The organism is Ureibacillus aquaedulcis (assembly GCF_030418165.1).
In the GTDB taxonomy this organism is placed as follows: Bacteria; Bacillota; Bacilli; order Bacillales_A; family Planococcaceae; genus Ureibacillus; species Ureibacillus aquaedulcis.
In genome coordinates, this window is the sequence record NZ_JAUHTQ010000016.1 from 32,725 (window position 1) to 46,673 (window position 13,949).

A 13,949-nucleotide genomic window follows, 5' to 3' on the forward strand; every position below is an offset into this window, starting at 1 on the left:
CTGTTTTATAGTTTTGGATGTATGTAATGATTTAAGGATGAATGGTTTATGTGGCTGCCTGCAATGTTGAAGGAAAATGATGGCTTAAGGAGTATTTTAAGCCATTGGTTTTCAGTAAGTTCAAGGCTTTTTCTCTACACTTTTCAACTAGATTGACAGGTAGAGAGGTGATGAGTTCGACCCCGCTGCTTAAGAGAGGCATCTACCCCATGATGCTGGAATAGTTTCACTCATTTAATGTTTGATTTCTAATCAACTTCAATGGCCTTTCGATTGTTTCGTAACTCTTGTTTCTATCCAGGTAATGAGTAACTGCTTGTAATTTTTCTTCTGCAGTAAAAATAGCCAAAAAAACTGCATCTCCAATTGTTAGATTGTGTCTAACAATTGGGATGCAGTTCATTTCCCCGGAAAGGAAAATGGTGTCTTCTTGATGTGGCTAAAATCAATTTCTTAGTATAGTTTTTCCTTCATTCTAAGAAATTGCTGCTTCTGTCCCGACCTCTTTCCGTTTTACATAGAGCGTGTCAACAACGCCCCTTTTCTCAAAATTTAATAATACATTTCCGGGTTTCTCTTGTATGCTTCATGAGCTAACCGAACAACCGATACTGCTAAGTGTGCATATGTTACTTCTTGATTAGGATTGAATTGATTACGATTTGCTGTTAATAATTCTAATGAGTTTGCTAATGCGACATGACCAATGTATTCCTTCTGTACATCGTTTGCATCGGCAAAGTCCAATTGATAGATACTGCCTTGTTTAGCTGCCTGCTCGAGTCCTAATGCTCGTATATACCAAACGGCTAATTCTTCTCTCGTAAGGTGTGCATCTAGATCTAAGTTGGCACTTTCAGTATCGAGGATGTTCAACGAAACAGCACGTTCAACTATTTGATATAGAGGATGCTCAGGATCAATATTGTCAAATGACTGACTCATATTCTCCTGGCCTGGATAATAACCGCCCTCATAGAAATGAGTAAGGGACTTCATGATCACTGCAAGTGCATCGCCTTTTGTAATCTTCTCATTTGCATCAAACGTGTTTACATCCTCGACGTCTAAAATTCGAGCATTCACTAAGTAATTAAGCTCATCTTCTGCCCAAGGGTGCGTGATGACTTGACGTTCACTTTCTTCTTCCGTCAAACTATTCCATTCACCAGTGTTTGCATCTATGAAGCTAAATTGGTTTTCATTGAATAATGGGGTATAAGCAAGTTGATAATGGTCATCATCTTCCGCATACCCTTCTTTTACATATTGTAGATCTAAGCTTAATTGCTCTAAAAATTCCGCTTTTGCTTCTTCTTCAGAAATTACTTCTTCACTTGTTGGCCAATTTTCCACATCTTGATAATTTACATTGAGACCAAGTAAAGACCCATCAGCAGATACACCAACAGAAATGTTATCACCCGATACAAGAATGCCGTCTACAACTCTCGGAAATGCAAAATGATAGACGCCTCTATCACTCTCAAAGTGCGCTTCTCCTGTTGGTTTTGCATAGTTATGAAGATGGGAAGGAGAGAACTCTTTTAAATATTCCACTGCTAGGTTAAGTGCTTCTTCACTGGAAATCGGCTGATTATTTTCTTTGTTGTCGCCCATTTCTCTTAGTACATCACTCTTGATATCTGTATATTGGATTATTTCACCTGTCTGTTTATCGAGTTCAAGCTCTGTACCATGCCCGCTATTTCCGTAATAATACATATATTGAATGGCAATGACTTCCTGCCCAATGTGATTTTCTCTTTCTTCAATCGATTCAATGGATAGCTTCACTTTATCCGAATCAATCGATAGTAACTTTTGAGCAAACGCTTTCGCCTTTTCTAAAGAGAAGTCAGTTTGTTTTGGTTGAATCGGTTCAGCTGTAATGAATTCGATTTCTTGTTCTTCAGGTAAATCAGGGGAGAAACCGTTTACGGTTTGCCATTCACCTGAAAGAGCATGAACCCCAAGAAAGTCATTCGTTGGTTGATAGACAAGTTGCACAGTTCGATCACCTGTTTGATAATCGAAATCGATTCTATACTGTAAATCGATGGCAAGATTTTCTTTTACCTTCGTTAAAATCTCATTCTCGGATATCACTTTTGTAATATCATCAAACGTATGTGACTCCGTATTTACTGAAGTACGATAAAAGTCGGCGATTTCTCCATTCCCCAGCACGTTTACTTGTATGTGCTGATCTGGAATAGGTACTTGATTTTCCGTACGGACAAACGAGAATGAATAACGGATTGGTTCTGTGAGAGGTTGATTTCCTAGGTTGTAGTCATGAGTAGTATCCAGCTGATACTCACTTGCACCGGGTATTTTTTTTAAAAAGGCAAGGGCAGCTTCTTCAGCCTCGCCTTTTGTCACTTTTGCCGGAAAGAGAGCATCTATGCTGTTAGCGGGTTGATAGTAAAAATTCTCAATCTCCAATTCTTCCCCAACAAATCCAATCCCACCATAAACTCGCTTCCCATTTATTTCTTTGTGAAAGCTTAAGTCATAACGAATGGTATCATCATCAGGAAAGTGATGACCACTCCCCATATGGAAATCACCATCATTTAAGAAATCAAACTTATTTGGGAACAATTCCTTAAATTTTTTGATGAGCTCACTCTTTGTTACAACAGATTCCACCGAAGCAGTTCTAATTTGAACCATTTCATTTTGCTCATTTGCAGGTGTTGCAGCAGCTACTGCTGGTGCTAGTGCTCCAAATGATAGGCCAGTAGACAATGTTAAGATTCCTAGCGTTCTTAAATTCTTCAATTCATCACTCCTAAGTTATTTAGTAATCTATTAAATAATACACCAGATTTTAACATTTGTGGGCATTAAATGAAATTTATGGGATTTATCTTGCAATTGGAGGTGTTGATGTTAAATTTCTTGCCCATAGAGATGAAGGCTTTCATGGAGTAAACGCAAGGCTTTTTCGATTCTTTTTTTGAGAAAAGCGAAAGCGCGTTAGAATAGAGCAGGGATTGCCCACTACAAATGAACAATCCCCTCTCCACTTGCGAACTAGAGTTCTAGGTTAACTTCATATTCATCTGTTTTATGGACTTGGATGTATGTAATGATTTAAAGATGAATGGTTTATGTGGCTAGCTGCAATGTTGAAGGGAAATTTATGGCTTAAGGAGTATTTCAAGGCATTGGTCTTCAGTAGATTCAAGGCTTTTTCTCTACGTTTTTCGACTAAATTGGCAGGTAGAGAGGTGATGAGTTCGACCCCGCTGCTTAAGGTGATGACGGTATGGTTATTCGGAAGGCTTTCAATCTTTGCCCCGAAAATATCCATAATCCAGATGGTATCGAGATTATCCACGGTGGGGACTTGAAAGGCGGCAATGGCAAGCGGATCGGATATGAGAATAGAAGGGTTTTTGACATCTTTGAAGCATTTACGCGAAGAAAGCTTACGGCCTTCTAGACTTGACCCGTTAAGTAGGCAATAGGTTTCCATATTCCTGGTGCAAGTGTGGAGCGAATGGAAAGTCTCTGCCTTTTGTACTGTATAGATAGCTGACGCATATTTTACATGATATTGAGGGGCAATTGCTAAAATACGGTGGTTATTGAAAAACATCTCTTCTAATTTTGTCATACTTTTCTCTCCTTTTAATGAGTAGTATCTCACTTGACCAAACTAAAAAAGTATCAACCTCTACCTAGGGGATTCTTCTATCACATCACTCCTTTCGATGATTCTTTTATACTAATACTAAACTCCCAAATCACTGTCAATATTATTCTAAAATATGCCCATTTATTTTAGAAGACCCTTTCCATATTAAATTGTGAAAATATGGTGAAATTTACTATTTATTCTAATAAAATACAGTCAACTCTTCTATATTATCCACTTTATTCTTTGGCGTTTTGAAGAAAATTGCCCATTCGATTCCTTTCCAGTCTTCTCTTACGATAGAGATACCCGGGAATAATTGACCTGTGCACAGGTCACAAGGTGCAAAAGAAATGGATGATTTTGAAGAAGTTCTGGAGCAGTATAACCCAATGATTTATAGCGTTTTAAGAAAAGCACGGATTTATAAAAACCGTGAGCATTTTTGCCAAGTAGCCCGAATTGCATTATGGCAGGCATGGCAGCATTTTGATCCAGCAAAAGGCAGCTTCGCACCATATGCCCAACGTATGATGCTGACGTCCCTATACACAGCCATGCGCAAGGATAACCAGTATTCGGAAAGGCAGATTCCGTATGAAAACGACAAATTGACACTCGTTGCCCAATATACCGATGTGAAAAACATGCCTTCCAACGCAGCGGCAACACTTGAAACCGTAGCCGAATTTCTAACGGAGGACGAATTCGAATTACTCAAAGATCTCTATTATCATCAATACAAATATGAGGAACTCACACACAAATACAACGCCTCGGTCGACGCACTAAAAAAACGGAGAGCACGCATCCTGAAAAAAATTCGAATGAAGCTAAATTAAATTAAATATGTGCCAGGCACCCAAACAACTCCAAGACAATTGCAAATTGTTTGTGCCTGGCACTCCAAAGGAGAAGAGTAAATTGAAACGATTAATCGATGAATCACCACTTTTAATACTTCCTAGCCTGGCTACAAAAATAGGGCTGAATGAAGCCATTATCCTGCAGCAAATTCACTTCTGGAACCAGATATCCAAAAACATACGGGAAGGTCATACATGGGTGTATAAAACGGTAGAGGAATGGCACGGGGAATTTCCTTTCTGGTCGAAAAGTACAATTGAGCGGACATTGAAAAAACTCGAAGAGCAGCAGCTCATTGTCGTCGGTGTGTATAACCCCATGAAAGCCGACCGCACCAAGTGGTATCGCGTCAATTACGCCATGATCGTACACCATTTTTATGAAGGTGCACGCCAAATTGTATAGATGGAAAAGCCAAAACCGCTGTACCCTTCCCCCAGATAAGGACGCATGCATTTCTGCAAATTGCGGAAATCCATTTCAGCAGTTTGCAGGAACCATTACCAGAGATACTTCATAGATTACTTAAGAGAATAAAAAACACACTGTTCGTGCGTTTTCGATTAAAAAATGAGCAAACCCTAAACAACAAGAGCCCACTACATCTACCAAAAAATATCATTGAGAAAAAATGTCTCTTTTTTGGCTGCTAACTGATATATAAAGTATAGAAAGATTGGAATTATGCATAACAGAGGGACGACTATAAGGAGGAGATTCAGATGAACGAAAAAAACATTACAGAGCTGCCAATTAACTCTTCAATAGAGGAGGCTCAAGATTACCTATTAATAAACGAACCAACAGTAAATCTTTATCCAACTTTAGCAGTCGCTTTAGGGATCAATGAAGCCCTTATATTAGCCAAGTTGGACAGCTTGCTAGAAACATCCTCGGTTTCTAAAGAAGGGCACATTTGGTGTAAACACACTTATCATCAATGGCACACACATTTCCCATTTCGGTGCAAGAAGACCATCGAGCGGGCCATCAGAAAACTAGAGAAACACGGCTACATCATCTCCATAACAACATTTGAGAACGGTCTTATGGACAAAACAAAATGGTACCGAATTGATTATGACAAAATGCAACAGCTCGCATAAAAAGTGAGGAAATGCCCTGACCCCACCACTGAAAATGCAAAGGGATTGTCCCATAAATCTGAGACAATCCCTAAGTATTGGCTTTTTCCAGTAGACCCCTGAGTTGGCTAGTCAGTTCTGTCATAAATTCTTCAAGTGTGATTCCTGCATTTTCATTCCCGCGTTGAATGGATAACTCTAAAATTTGCTTGAATTCTTCCTGTATCTCTGGCCGCTCCAAGATTATACCTCCCAAATAAGTCACCTATTTACAAATAAGTACCCTAACTTATTATAGTACAAAACTTGGAGATATCTACTATTTTTATTGAAATATATGGAAAACATACCTTCAAGGAGAGGATGTGCTACTTATGAATGAAACACGCCATTCCTTGAAGTTTCTTCAAGCTAATGCCCAATACATAAAGAAAGAGCCCAACTTTAGAATTGCGCCCTTCTATTGATAGATTCTTATAAACTTTAAGTGCTAGTGATTAAAAATTTCTCGTTCATTTAGAGCTTGGACAGGACGATGATTGTCCGGGAAGATTTGCTGAAAAGATTGAATTTGTTCCTTCGACATGTCAATGGGTTGTTCAAAAATAATCCATTTTACTTCTTCCGTACAAGGAGGTGTCGTTAATGAACCGTTATAATGGAAAGAGGTTTGATCTTGAGGTAGTAAAGCTTCCAAATCAATCGGTTCTTCTACGGAAATAGCTTTTTCGGTTTCTTCCTTCGGCAATACATCCCAGACAGCTGCCAGTTTGTCATTTTCTCTTCCTTCTTGAATCATCAGCCCAAGGACCGCAAGATCGCCATTGGAGTTCTTATGTACAAGGTGCAGCTCCATATCATAATTTTGGCCATTAAATTGATGTTCGCTTGGCGTGTGGAAGTGAAATTGAGCAAGCTTGTACTCATTTCCCTCAACAACCAGGCTGCTGCTTTCGGTTGTGGCATTAGCCTGCACGGTATGACCGTTGTTTACGAGCGAAAAAGCGGTCGGCTCATATCGAATCCCAATGTCTTCTAGTTCTTTATCTGCTTTGACTTGGGAGAATTCAATATTAACCGGTGATTGTTCACTTCCATTGACACAGGCTAAATTGGCGGGATCCAATTCTGCCCAGTATTCAGGTCCACTCTCATCATTATAAGACCAATCACTTTCTTTCGTAATCACGGTTTGTTCCTCTTTCACTTCATTTACTGTTCCCTCTTCCGCCGGGGTTGTTTCCGCCGTTTGTTCGGAGCATGCGACTAGCGCCAGGATTAAAAATACAGCTAAAAATACATAAACTAGTTTTTTCACTTTGATATGACCTCCTTTATTCTATATTCCCTCATAGAATACTAGATACTAGTGAATAATAAAATTTCAAACTTCCTAAATATGCTAATTCAATTAATTCCTACTATCCACCTATCCATACAAAGAATTATAGAAGCAGCCAATATTAATCGTTTTGTACTCAATCGGACCATCGCTTTTGGCTTAGTTAACCCAAAAAATATTTTTACTACGTTTCATGGCAACTAAACGGAAAAAGACATATTCCTATTAAAGAAACTCTCCCAATGTTCACTAATATAAATTTTGTTCTACTAAAAAATGGTTTTATTCTCTATAAATTTGCTATAATTTTACTAAATCTACAAAATAGATTTGAATTTTCTACTATAAATATGACAAATTTTTTTGAGGAGAACAGACAATGATTAAAAAATTTAATTTTGCATTGATTGCGATGATGGCAATAACCCTTTTCACGGCATCTTATCACACAGTGAGTGCGAACGACACGATTAAAGTATTTTCAAACACAGAGGAATTAGTATTAGATCAAAAACCTGTTATCAAAAATAGCCGTACCCTTGTGCCGATTCGATTTATAGCTGAACGATTTGGTGCGGAAGTCAAATGGGATCAGAAAAAGAAGGTAGTTACGATTAAAGATAAAAGCTACTTCCAACCACCTTCGTACATTTTACCAATTGGTCAAAAAACCGTTACTGTTATCAATGGTACAGAGGTGATTAAACTTCAATTAGATGCACCTAGTCAGGTGATTAATGGTAGAACTGTAGTTCCATTACGTTTTGTAGGAGAAAGTCTTGGGATCAATGTGCGTTGGGATTCTAAAAACAAAGATGTGTATTTATCCGATACAGGTGTAAACTTGATTCCATCAGACTTCGAAAAAAATGTTTACAATAAAGAATTGCGAAAAGTGAAGGACTTCGGTAAGCCCACAGTCAATTATGAAAAATTCTTGGCTATGAATGTAGGAAAAATGAATTCAACTGATCTTGAATACTTATTTGCTCAAACGCCTGGATATGAACTTCGTCTAGATTACTTTTACTTTATGGATTTCCTTGGCTCGCCCACCGGTATAACGGTAAGCGGTTATCCGGATAGGTTGGATGATATATCTTATAGTGGAAATGATATCCCGGATCTAAGGTACCCAGCTGTGACAGCAGAAAATTTTGCGACGATTAATGAAAACACAACATATGAAGAAGCCGTAAAAATCTTTGGTGGACCTGGGGCACTAGTAAAAAAAGGTACTGTCAGAGAGGAATATAAATGGGGATCATCTCTAAATAAAGATGCCGCGTATATTAGTTTTGTTAAAAAGGACAGTCCATATGATGGGCCTACTACAAAACGGTGGGAAGCTGAATAAATAGCATATACAAACGCCTTTTACCGGCCATTTTTTTAATGGAAAGTTTTTCGCGATGTTTCAAATGCCCTGTGAATGATTTCCACAGGGCTTTTTTTATGTCCGCCACAGTTCAGATTGTGAATGGTGAGTTAAAATGTTTTCAAAAACAGTCAAAAAGAAAAACAACCTCCCTTTTGGAAAGTTGCCTCTTTTTCAAGTTATTTTAAAAATTTTCTGATAAGCCGAACTACGGATGCCCTGATAATAAGATCATACTATTATTGCGAACTTCCCTATTCTTTCACTTTTCCCAATAAATTTTCCAATTGCTCTTTAAGCTCATTAACAAATTCTTGAACGGTAATCCCCTGCTGCTCATTTCCTCGTTGAATGGCACCTTCCAGAATTTCCTTTAATGCTTCTTGCACTTCAATCCTCTCCAAGACCATGCTCCTCCTAAAACCTCTCTGTTTCAAAATGACTCTTAAGATGATTATATCTATAACTGCGAAAGAATCTATGATTTCTTATAGTTTTTAGGGAAGAATTAACACAACTGAAATATAGTAATCGCATTGTTACTCAAGATCACGACCACAGCAGAAGTGAATGAATAGCACTAGAATTCAGATGTAATCGTTGTTTTGAGTGGTGACGGAGGTCGATTGGAATAGAGAGCAATCCTCTATCATAAGGCATATGGAAAGAATGCTTTGTTGACACCATACACAAAGTCTCATAATTTCCTTAGCAAAAAACACGAAGAAAGATCGACCTCTTCCCCCGTGCTAGTCATGCTAATAATTATTATTTTGCTAATTGGTCGAGCATATTGTAAAGCATTTTCGCTGCTTCAGCGCGTGTTGCATTTTCTTCTGGGGCAAACAGGCGTTTCCCATTCATCATTCGTCCTTCGACAATACCCAGCCCTGAGACAATCGTCACTGCTTCCTTCGCGTAGTTGTGAACATTCTTTGCATCCGCAAATCTTACTTTATTTTTCACATTTTCAACAATCGATGGATCTGCATATTCTAATGCACGAACAATCATCGTAGCCATTTGTTGACGTGTGATTTCTTCGTTTGGCATGAATTTTCCATTGTTTCCTAAAACGATTCCCGCCTGGTTTGCGGCCTCAATTTCAGCAACTGCCCAAGTCATTGATTTAGGCACATCTGTGAATTCACCTTCATACGCTACTGTTGGCAAGTTTAAGACTCTTGCTAGAATTGAAGCAAATTCTGCACGTGTAATAGTATCGTTTGGTGCAAAAGAATATGCCGTTTTCCCATTCACAATATTTTTAGATGCTAGGGAATCAATAAAATGCTTAGCCCAATGATTTTTTGCCACATCATTAAAGGACTTATGATCTTCTACTACCACAAACCGAGAGAAATGAATTGTTTTAAACGTCACAACGCCATTCTCGTATTTACTGATCACGAATTCTAATTCGTTTGTTTTTTCGTTGATATAGTAAGCTGCTACTTTGTCTGCATCCATCACTTCCGATGGCTCTACAGGTAAGGAAATCGCAATTGGTTGTTCAAATGATGAAAATTTGGCATCTTCCCCAATGGAAATTGTAAATTCATATGCATCTGACAATGCTTTTCCATCACCGAGAATTTCCGTATTTTTTACTAAGCCCACTTTAAAATCGATTGTATCTGTGGCCGAATTCGAGATTGCTTTTAACACTTTTGAGGGAACCGTAATCGCAACCTCTCCCGAATTAATAACGAAGTTTTTCTCTGATTTTGCAAGTTTATCTAAAGCTTGTTTTGAAACTTCTACATTTACATTTGGTGCTGTTTCAGTAACCACCTCAGCATTTATTTCAACTTCTGATTTTGCTGTGTTGTCTAACTGAGTATCAATATCAGCTTCATTCACTTTAGTTACTGGTACTTGAGGGAGTTGGTTTCCTTGGTTAGAATTACCACCCGATGAACCGCCGCTACTATTTCCAGAACCGGTTCCTGGGTTCGTTGTTTCTCCTCCAGTCGAACCGCCATTTCCTGAATCTGTTGAATCGCCGTCACCTGGGTTGGCAGATTCTCCAATCGTAAATTCTTTTTCAAGTGTTAAAGACTTGCTAGGGCTGGTTGGAATCGTCAATTTTAGTGTGTACACTCCATCAGCTAGGTCACTTGGAAGCTCAAGATAGTGTAAACTATAATTATTTACCGTATCTGTGTATTTCTTACCTTGAGAATCTGTTAATACGTAACTGATTGAAACAGTTTCCTGTACATCGTTATAAATATCTTTGAAAATACTACTGATTGTCCAATTTTCAGCGGTGAGTTCTATGTTTGCATGAATTTTCCCGTCACTAGGACTTTGAAGAACTGAAGTAATTTCCCCTTCAATATTTCCGGAGAATTCTATTATTGTATCATCTGAGATTTCAACATTTCTTTTCGACAATGTATAGCCCCATGTCTCATCCTGTTCTGTAATCCCTACTCCGACAGACAAACAATCATACGTCTTTTTCGTTATTTCTAATGGTAAGTTAAAATTGTTGCTCGTAATCCAATGATTATCAAAAGTAAAGATAGGTAAAGAATTTTCTTGATTTAAAGCTTCTAGCCTTGCTAAATTTTCCTTTTTCACCCTAACTATTTCTTCATCATCAATACTAAAACCGATAAATTTTGTGCTACCATCACTTTCAGCTTTCATATACCCTCTTGTTAATTCAGGAGATAGATATAAATCAATCACATCATTTCCTGTGCCACCAAAGAACCCTATAGTTTGTCTAGAATTGCCAAACATAAAGTAACCGTTATAAAGGCTGTTAAGCTCATTTGTTTCGGAAACGTTTAAAGAGATTTTTTTCAGGTCACTAGAAAACGCAAACTTATTCTCCTCTGATAATAATAGTATCTCTTCTCCAGACATCTCTCTCATTTCATTAAGATATTTACTATCCTCATGATTTCCTAAACGAGCGGCTCCAATTACATAATAGGACAGGATCAATGGAGAAATTATTTGTGGAATATAAATTAAACGTCGGGTTATCCGAATTATACATATACCCCGCAACCTGACTAAGATACCCCTCATCTTCTACTTGATAAATATTAATTGTACCAAATTGGGAAATCTCTCCAAAAGGCGTTGATAAATCGACTGGGAGAGTACATGGTAAGTGTGATGAGCATGAAGAAGATGGTGGTGTGGTCGTAGGTGGTGTGGTTGGTACATCCGATTCATCATCCGATTCATCATCTGCTTCATAACTTAATGTTGTTCTACCTACGATTTTATCTGTCTCATTTAGATTCAATTCAACAACTACATCGTATTCTCCTGATGGTATATTGCCAAGTTCAATATAATTCCAAATTTCATTTAAAGTGTTAGAAGGTTCATTAACTTCTGCCACTAAGTTATTATCATCATAGACTTTAGTAGTAATATCCCAAGGCATGAGATTACTAGAGAAGTTTTCTACAGCAAAACCTCCATTACTCGCAATTAAATCATACATTAATAAGGTGTTACTTCCATTAGTTTCATATTCTAAATCTTTTATTACTAGTTCAGTAGGTTCATTAGGCAAGATAATTGAATTAATAGCAGAAAGCTCATCTACCACAATTTCCCCAGTCCATTTTAAGTTATTTGGAGTAGTATAGTGAACATAATATTTCCCTGGAGACATCTTCGTTCTATTATTAGTTTCTTGCACCATAGTAAAACTATTTTTAGAAAACCCTATCATCTCTGAAGAAGTTTCAAATTCAATCTCTACTAGATTTTCATAGGCTCTACTAATTTCCTGAGGTGCTCCTCTTGTGAAATCAACTTCTTCATAGAGATAGAACCCTTCACTTGATTCGTCATCGTAGATTGATTTAATCAAACTATAATATAAAGAAAATTTACTATCTTTTTTCACAACTAAATTAATTTCATCATTGTCATCCTGGTAAGGATACAAAGTAACACCCTTAGTAGGCTGTTCTGTCCCTTCATAAATTTCAATTGTAGGAACAAGATCTTGTTCTAAATCATTAATAATAATTGCTTCTTTTAAGTCTTCAGCTGCAGGAAGCTTAATACTTGTAAGTTTTAAAAACTGGCTACCAGTAACCTTGAGATTATCGATATAAGTGTAAGTTTTTTCATTTTCACTATAGAATACTTCAAAAGTAAAAATATAATTTGATGTAGGATTAATTCTATTGACGATTTCATCATCGATAGAAAATGAGTATATGTCATCCTCACTATGACCAATCAAATTTATATGAGATAATCCCCCACTATCTACAGACTGAATTTCACCAGATATGTCTTTAATTACACGTGCATTTTCATCATCATGATTATTTGGATAAACTTTAATTTTCATTTCCTCTACTTCACTAACATCTATGTCATTAGCGAAAGCTTGTGTCACGCCCGATGTTGAATAGATTAGGAAAATAATACTTAATATACTAAGTAGTTTAGTATAGACTTGCTTCAAAAAAATCCCTCCTTTTAAAACGGTTTTTTATGCCAATAGGCACTATTATATTGTACAAATTTACCAAATGTCAGGGAAATGCAAATCTCTCTATTTTTTCTATTTCTTAAAATAACAATATTTAGGTAAATATTCCTCACTCAAGTATAAATATAGTAAAAATTAGATGTAACAAGTGATATTCATCAAACATTGTGATATTAATAGAACAGACTCACATCTTTTGAAAACAATAATGCAAAGAGGGCTTAGTAACAAAAAATGAGATGATCCAATAATAGGACCATCTCTATACTTTCACTTTTCCCAATAAATTTTCCAATTGCTCTTTAAGCTCATTAACAAATTCTTGAACGGTGACGCCTTTCTGCTCATTTCCTCTTTGTATAGCACCTTCCAGGATTTCCTTTAACGCTTCTTGCACTTCGAACCTTTCCAAGACCATGCTCCTCCTAAAAACCCGCTGTTCTAATACTCTTAAGATGATTATAGCTATAATCGCGAAAGAATCTATGAGTTCCTTACGTTTTTAGGGAAGACTTAATACAAGTGCAATATAGTAACCACTTTGTTACTCAAGATCGATTACATAATACAAGCCGAAGAAATACCCCACCAACTTCACGTATTCCCTAGCAGCCATTCTCATGGAGAAATCCCCAAGCGTTTCGCCGGATGCTGAGGCAACATACGTTAGCTCAATGCCGCTCCCTTTAAATACCCGTTCAAAAATCATCTTCGATCTTCTTGTGTGATAATCTGACGTGACGACCACAGCCGAGGTTAAATCATGCTTTGCCATTTCTTCTATCGCATAAACAGCATTCGTATAAGTACTCGTTGCTTTTTCTTCCAGAATGAGTGCCTCTTCAGGAATGCCAAATTCAATCGCCTCTTCTTTTGTCGTTCCACTGCCTAACGCAGTAGTCAATAATACATTCTTTCCATACCCCTCATGATAGAGAGTTGCTCCCTCTTCCAATCGACTGCCATCCCCACTCAAAACGATGATGACATCAGCATTCTCAGGTTCTTCATTCACTACTAGATAGTTCTTGCCGTAGAGGATGAAAGCAAAAAATAACAATAAGCAAATTATTAAAAATATGGTTGATTTATATTTCACGGAACTGCTTCCTCATTTTCTAAATTGGACTGTTACCTCAAAT

Annotated in this window: 13 protein-coding genes; 4 read left to right on the plus strand and 9 right to left on the minus strand. The window is 37.4% G+C overall.

What is annotated here, in order from left to right; all coding sequences use genetic code 11:
* Positions 1-552: 552 nt before the first annotated feature.
* A complete protein-coding gene (locus tag QYB95_RS16310; protein ID WP_301139435.1) occupies positions 553-2,787 on the minus strand; it encodes a YcdB/YcdC domain-containing protein in 2,235 nt (744 codons plus the stop codon).
* A gap of 289 nt (positions 2,788-3,076) precedes the next feature.
* A complete protein-coding gene (locus QYB95_RS16315; protein WP_301139436.1) occupies positions 3,077-3,628 on the minus strand; it encodes a competence protein ComK in 552 nt (183 codons plus the stop codon).
* Positions 3,629-3,975: 347 nt separating this feature from the next.
* On the opposite strand from QYB95_RS16315, the gene QYB95_RS16320 reads away from it, so the two are divergent.
* The 3 genes from QYB95_RS16320 to QYB95_RS16330 all read left to right on the plus strand — a co-directional run bounded on the left by QYB95_RS16320 (position 3,976) and on the right by QYB95_RS16330 (position 5,622).
* Positions 3,976-4,491: a sigma-70 family RNA polymerase sigma factor gene (locus QYB95_RS16320; protein WP_301139437.1), complete on the plus strand. Its 516-nt coding sequence runs from the start codon at positions 3,976-3,978 to the stop codon at positions 4,489-4,491.
* An 82-nt stretch (positions 4,492-4,573) separates the two neighbouring features.
* Complete coding sequence (locus tag QYB95_RS16325; RefSeq protein WP_301139438.1) at positions 4,574-4,921, plus strand: hypothetical protein; 348 nt, start codon at positions 4,574-4,576, stop codon at positions 4,919-4,921.
* A gap of 317 nt (positions 4,922-5,238) precedes the next feature.
* Positions 5,239-5,622 (plus strand): hypothetical protein, encoded by a 384-nt coding sequence (locus QYB95_RS16330; protein ID WP_301139439.1) that lies wholly within the window; start codon positions 5,239-5,241, stop codon positions 5,620-5,622.
* Positions 5,623-5,692: 70 nt separating this feature from the next.
* On the opposite strand, the gene QYB95_RS16335 is transcribed toward QYB95_RS16330, so the two are convergent.
* Together QYB95_RS16335 and QYB95_RS16340 are read right to left on the minus strand one after the other, a co-directional pair.
* Positions 5,693-5,842 (minus strand): YwzD family small protein, encoded by a 150-nt coding sequence (locus QYB95_RS16335; protein ID WP_301139440.1) that lies wholly within the window; start codon positions 5,840-5,842, stop codon positions 5,693-5,695.
* Between the two features lie 249 nt (positions 5,843-6,091).
* Complete coding sequence (locus QYB95_RS16340; RefSeq protein ID WP_301139441.1) at positions 6,092-6,919, minus strand: carbonic anhydrase family protein; 828 nt, start codon at positions 6,917-6,919, stop codon at positions 6,092-6,094.
* Positions 6,920-7,322: 403 nt separating this feature from the next.
* On the opposite strand from QYB95_RS16340, the gene QYB95_RS16345 reads away from it, so the two are divergent.
* The gene (locus QYB95_RS16345) at positions 7,323-8,300 is read left to right on the plus strand and encodes a copper amine oxidase N-terminal domain-containing protein (RefSeq protein WP_301139442.1); all 978 of its coding nucleotides are present in this window, start codon (positions 7,323-7,325) and stop codon (positions 8,298-8,300) included.
* A gap of 275 nt (positions 8,301-8,575) precedes the next feature.
* On the opposite strand, the gene QYB95_RS16350 is transcribed toward QYB95_RS16345, so the two are convergent.
* The 5 genes from QYB95_RS16350 to QYB95_RS16370 all read right to left on the minus strand — a co-directional run bounded on the left by QYB95_RS16350 (position 8,576) and on the right by QYB95_RS16370 (position 13,906).
* Positions 8,576-8,725, minus strand: a complete 150-nt coding sequence (locus tag QYB95_RS16350; RefSeq protein ID WP_301139443.1) for a YwzD family small protein — start codon at positions 8,723-8,725, stop codon at positions 8,576-8,578.
* Positions 8,726-9,089: 364 nt separating this feature from the next.
* The gene (locus QYB95_RS16355; protein ID WP_301139444.1) at positions 9,090-11,201 is read right to left on the minus strand and encodes an S-layer homology domain-containing protein; all 2,112 of its coding nucleotides are present in this window, start codon (positions 11,199-11,201) and stop codon (positions 9,090-9,092) included.
* 31 nt (positions 11,202-11,232) lie between these two features.
* Entirely contained in the window at positions 11,233-12,780 is a 1,548-nt protein-coding gene (locus tag QYB95_RS16360; protein WP_301139445.1) for a hypothetical protein, read from the minus strand.
* Positions 12,781-13,069: 289 nt separating this feature from the next.
* Entirely contained in the window at positions 13,070-13,219 is a 150-nt protein-coding gene (locus QYB95_RS16365; protein WP_301139446.1) for a YwzD family small protein, read from the minus strand.
* 132 nt (positions 13,220-13,351) lie between these two features.
* The gene (locus tag QYB95_RS16370) at positions 13,352-13,906 is read right to left on the minus strand and encodes a YdcF family protein (protein ID WP_301139447.1); all 555 of its coding nucleotides are present in this window, start codon (positions 13,904-13,906) and stop codon (positions 13,352-13,354) included.
* Between the last annotated feature and the right edge of the window lie 43 nt (positions 13,907-13,949).

Bases quoted from the DNA above. Each gene is read 5' to 3' on its own strand.
- QYB95_RS16315 (WP_301139436.1), bottom strand. From the start codon at position 3,628: ATGACAAAATTAGAAGAGATGTTTTTCAATAACCACCGTATTTTAGCA.
- QYB95_RS16330 (WP_301139439.1), top strand. From the start codon at position 5,239: ATGAACGAAAAAAACATTACAGAGCTGCCAATTAACTCTTCAATAGAG.
- QYB95_RS16345 (WP_301139442.1), top strand. From the start codon at position 7,323: ATGATTAAAAAATTTAATTTTGCATTGATTGCGATGATGGCAATAACC.
- QYB95_RS16355 (WP_301139444.1), bottom strand. From the start codon at position 11,201: ATGTCTGGAGAAGAGATACTATTATTATCAGAGGAGAATAAGTTTGCG.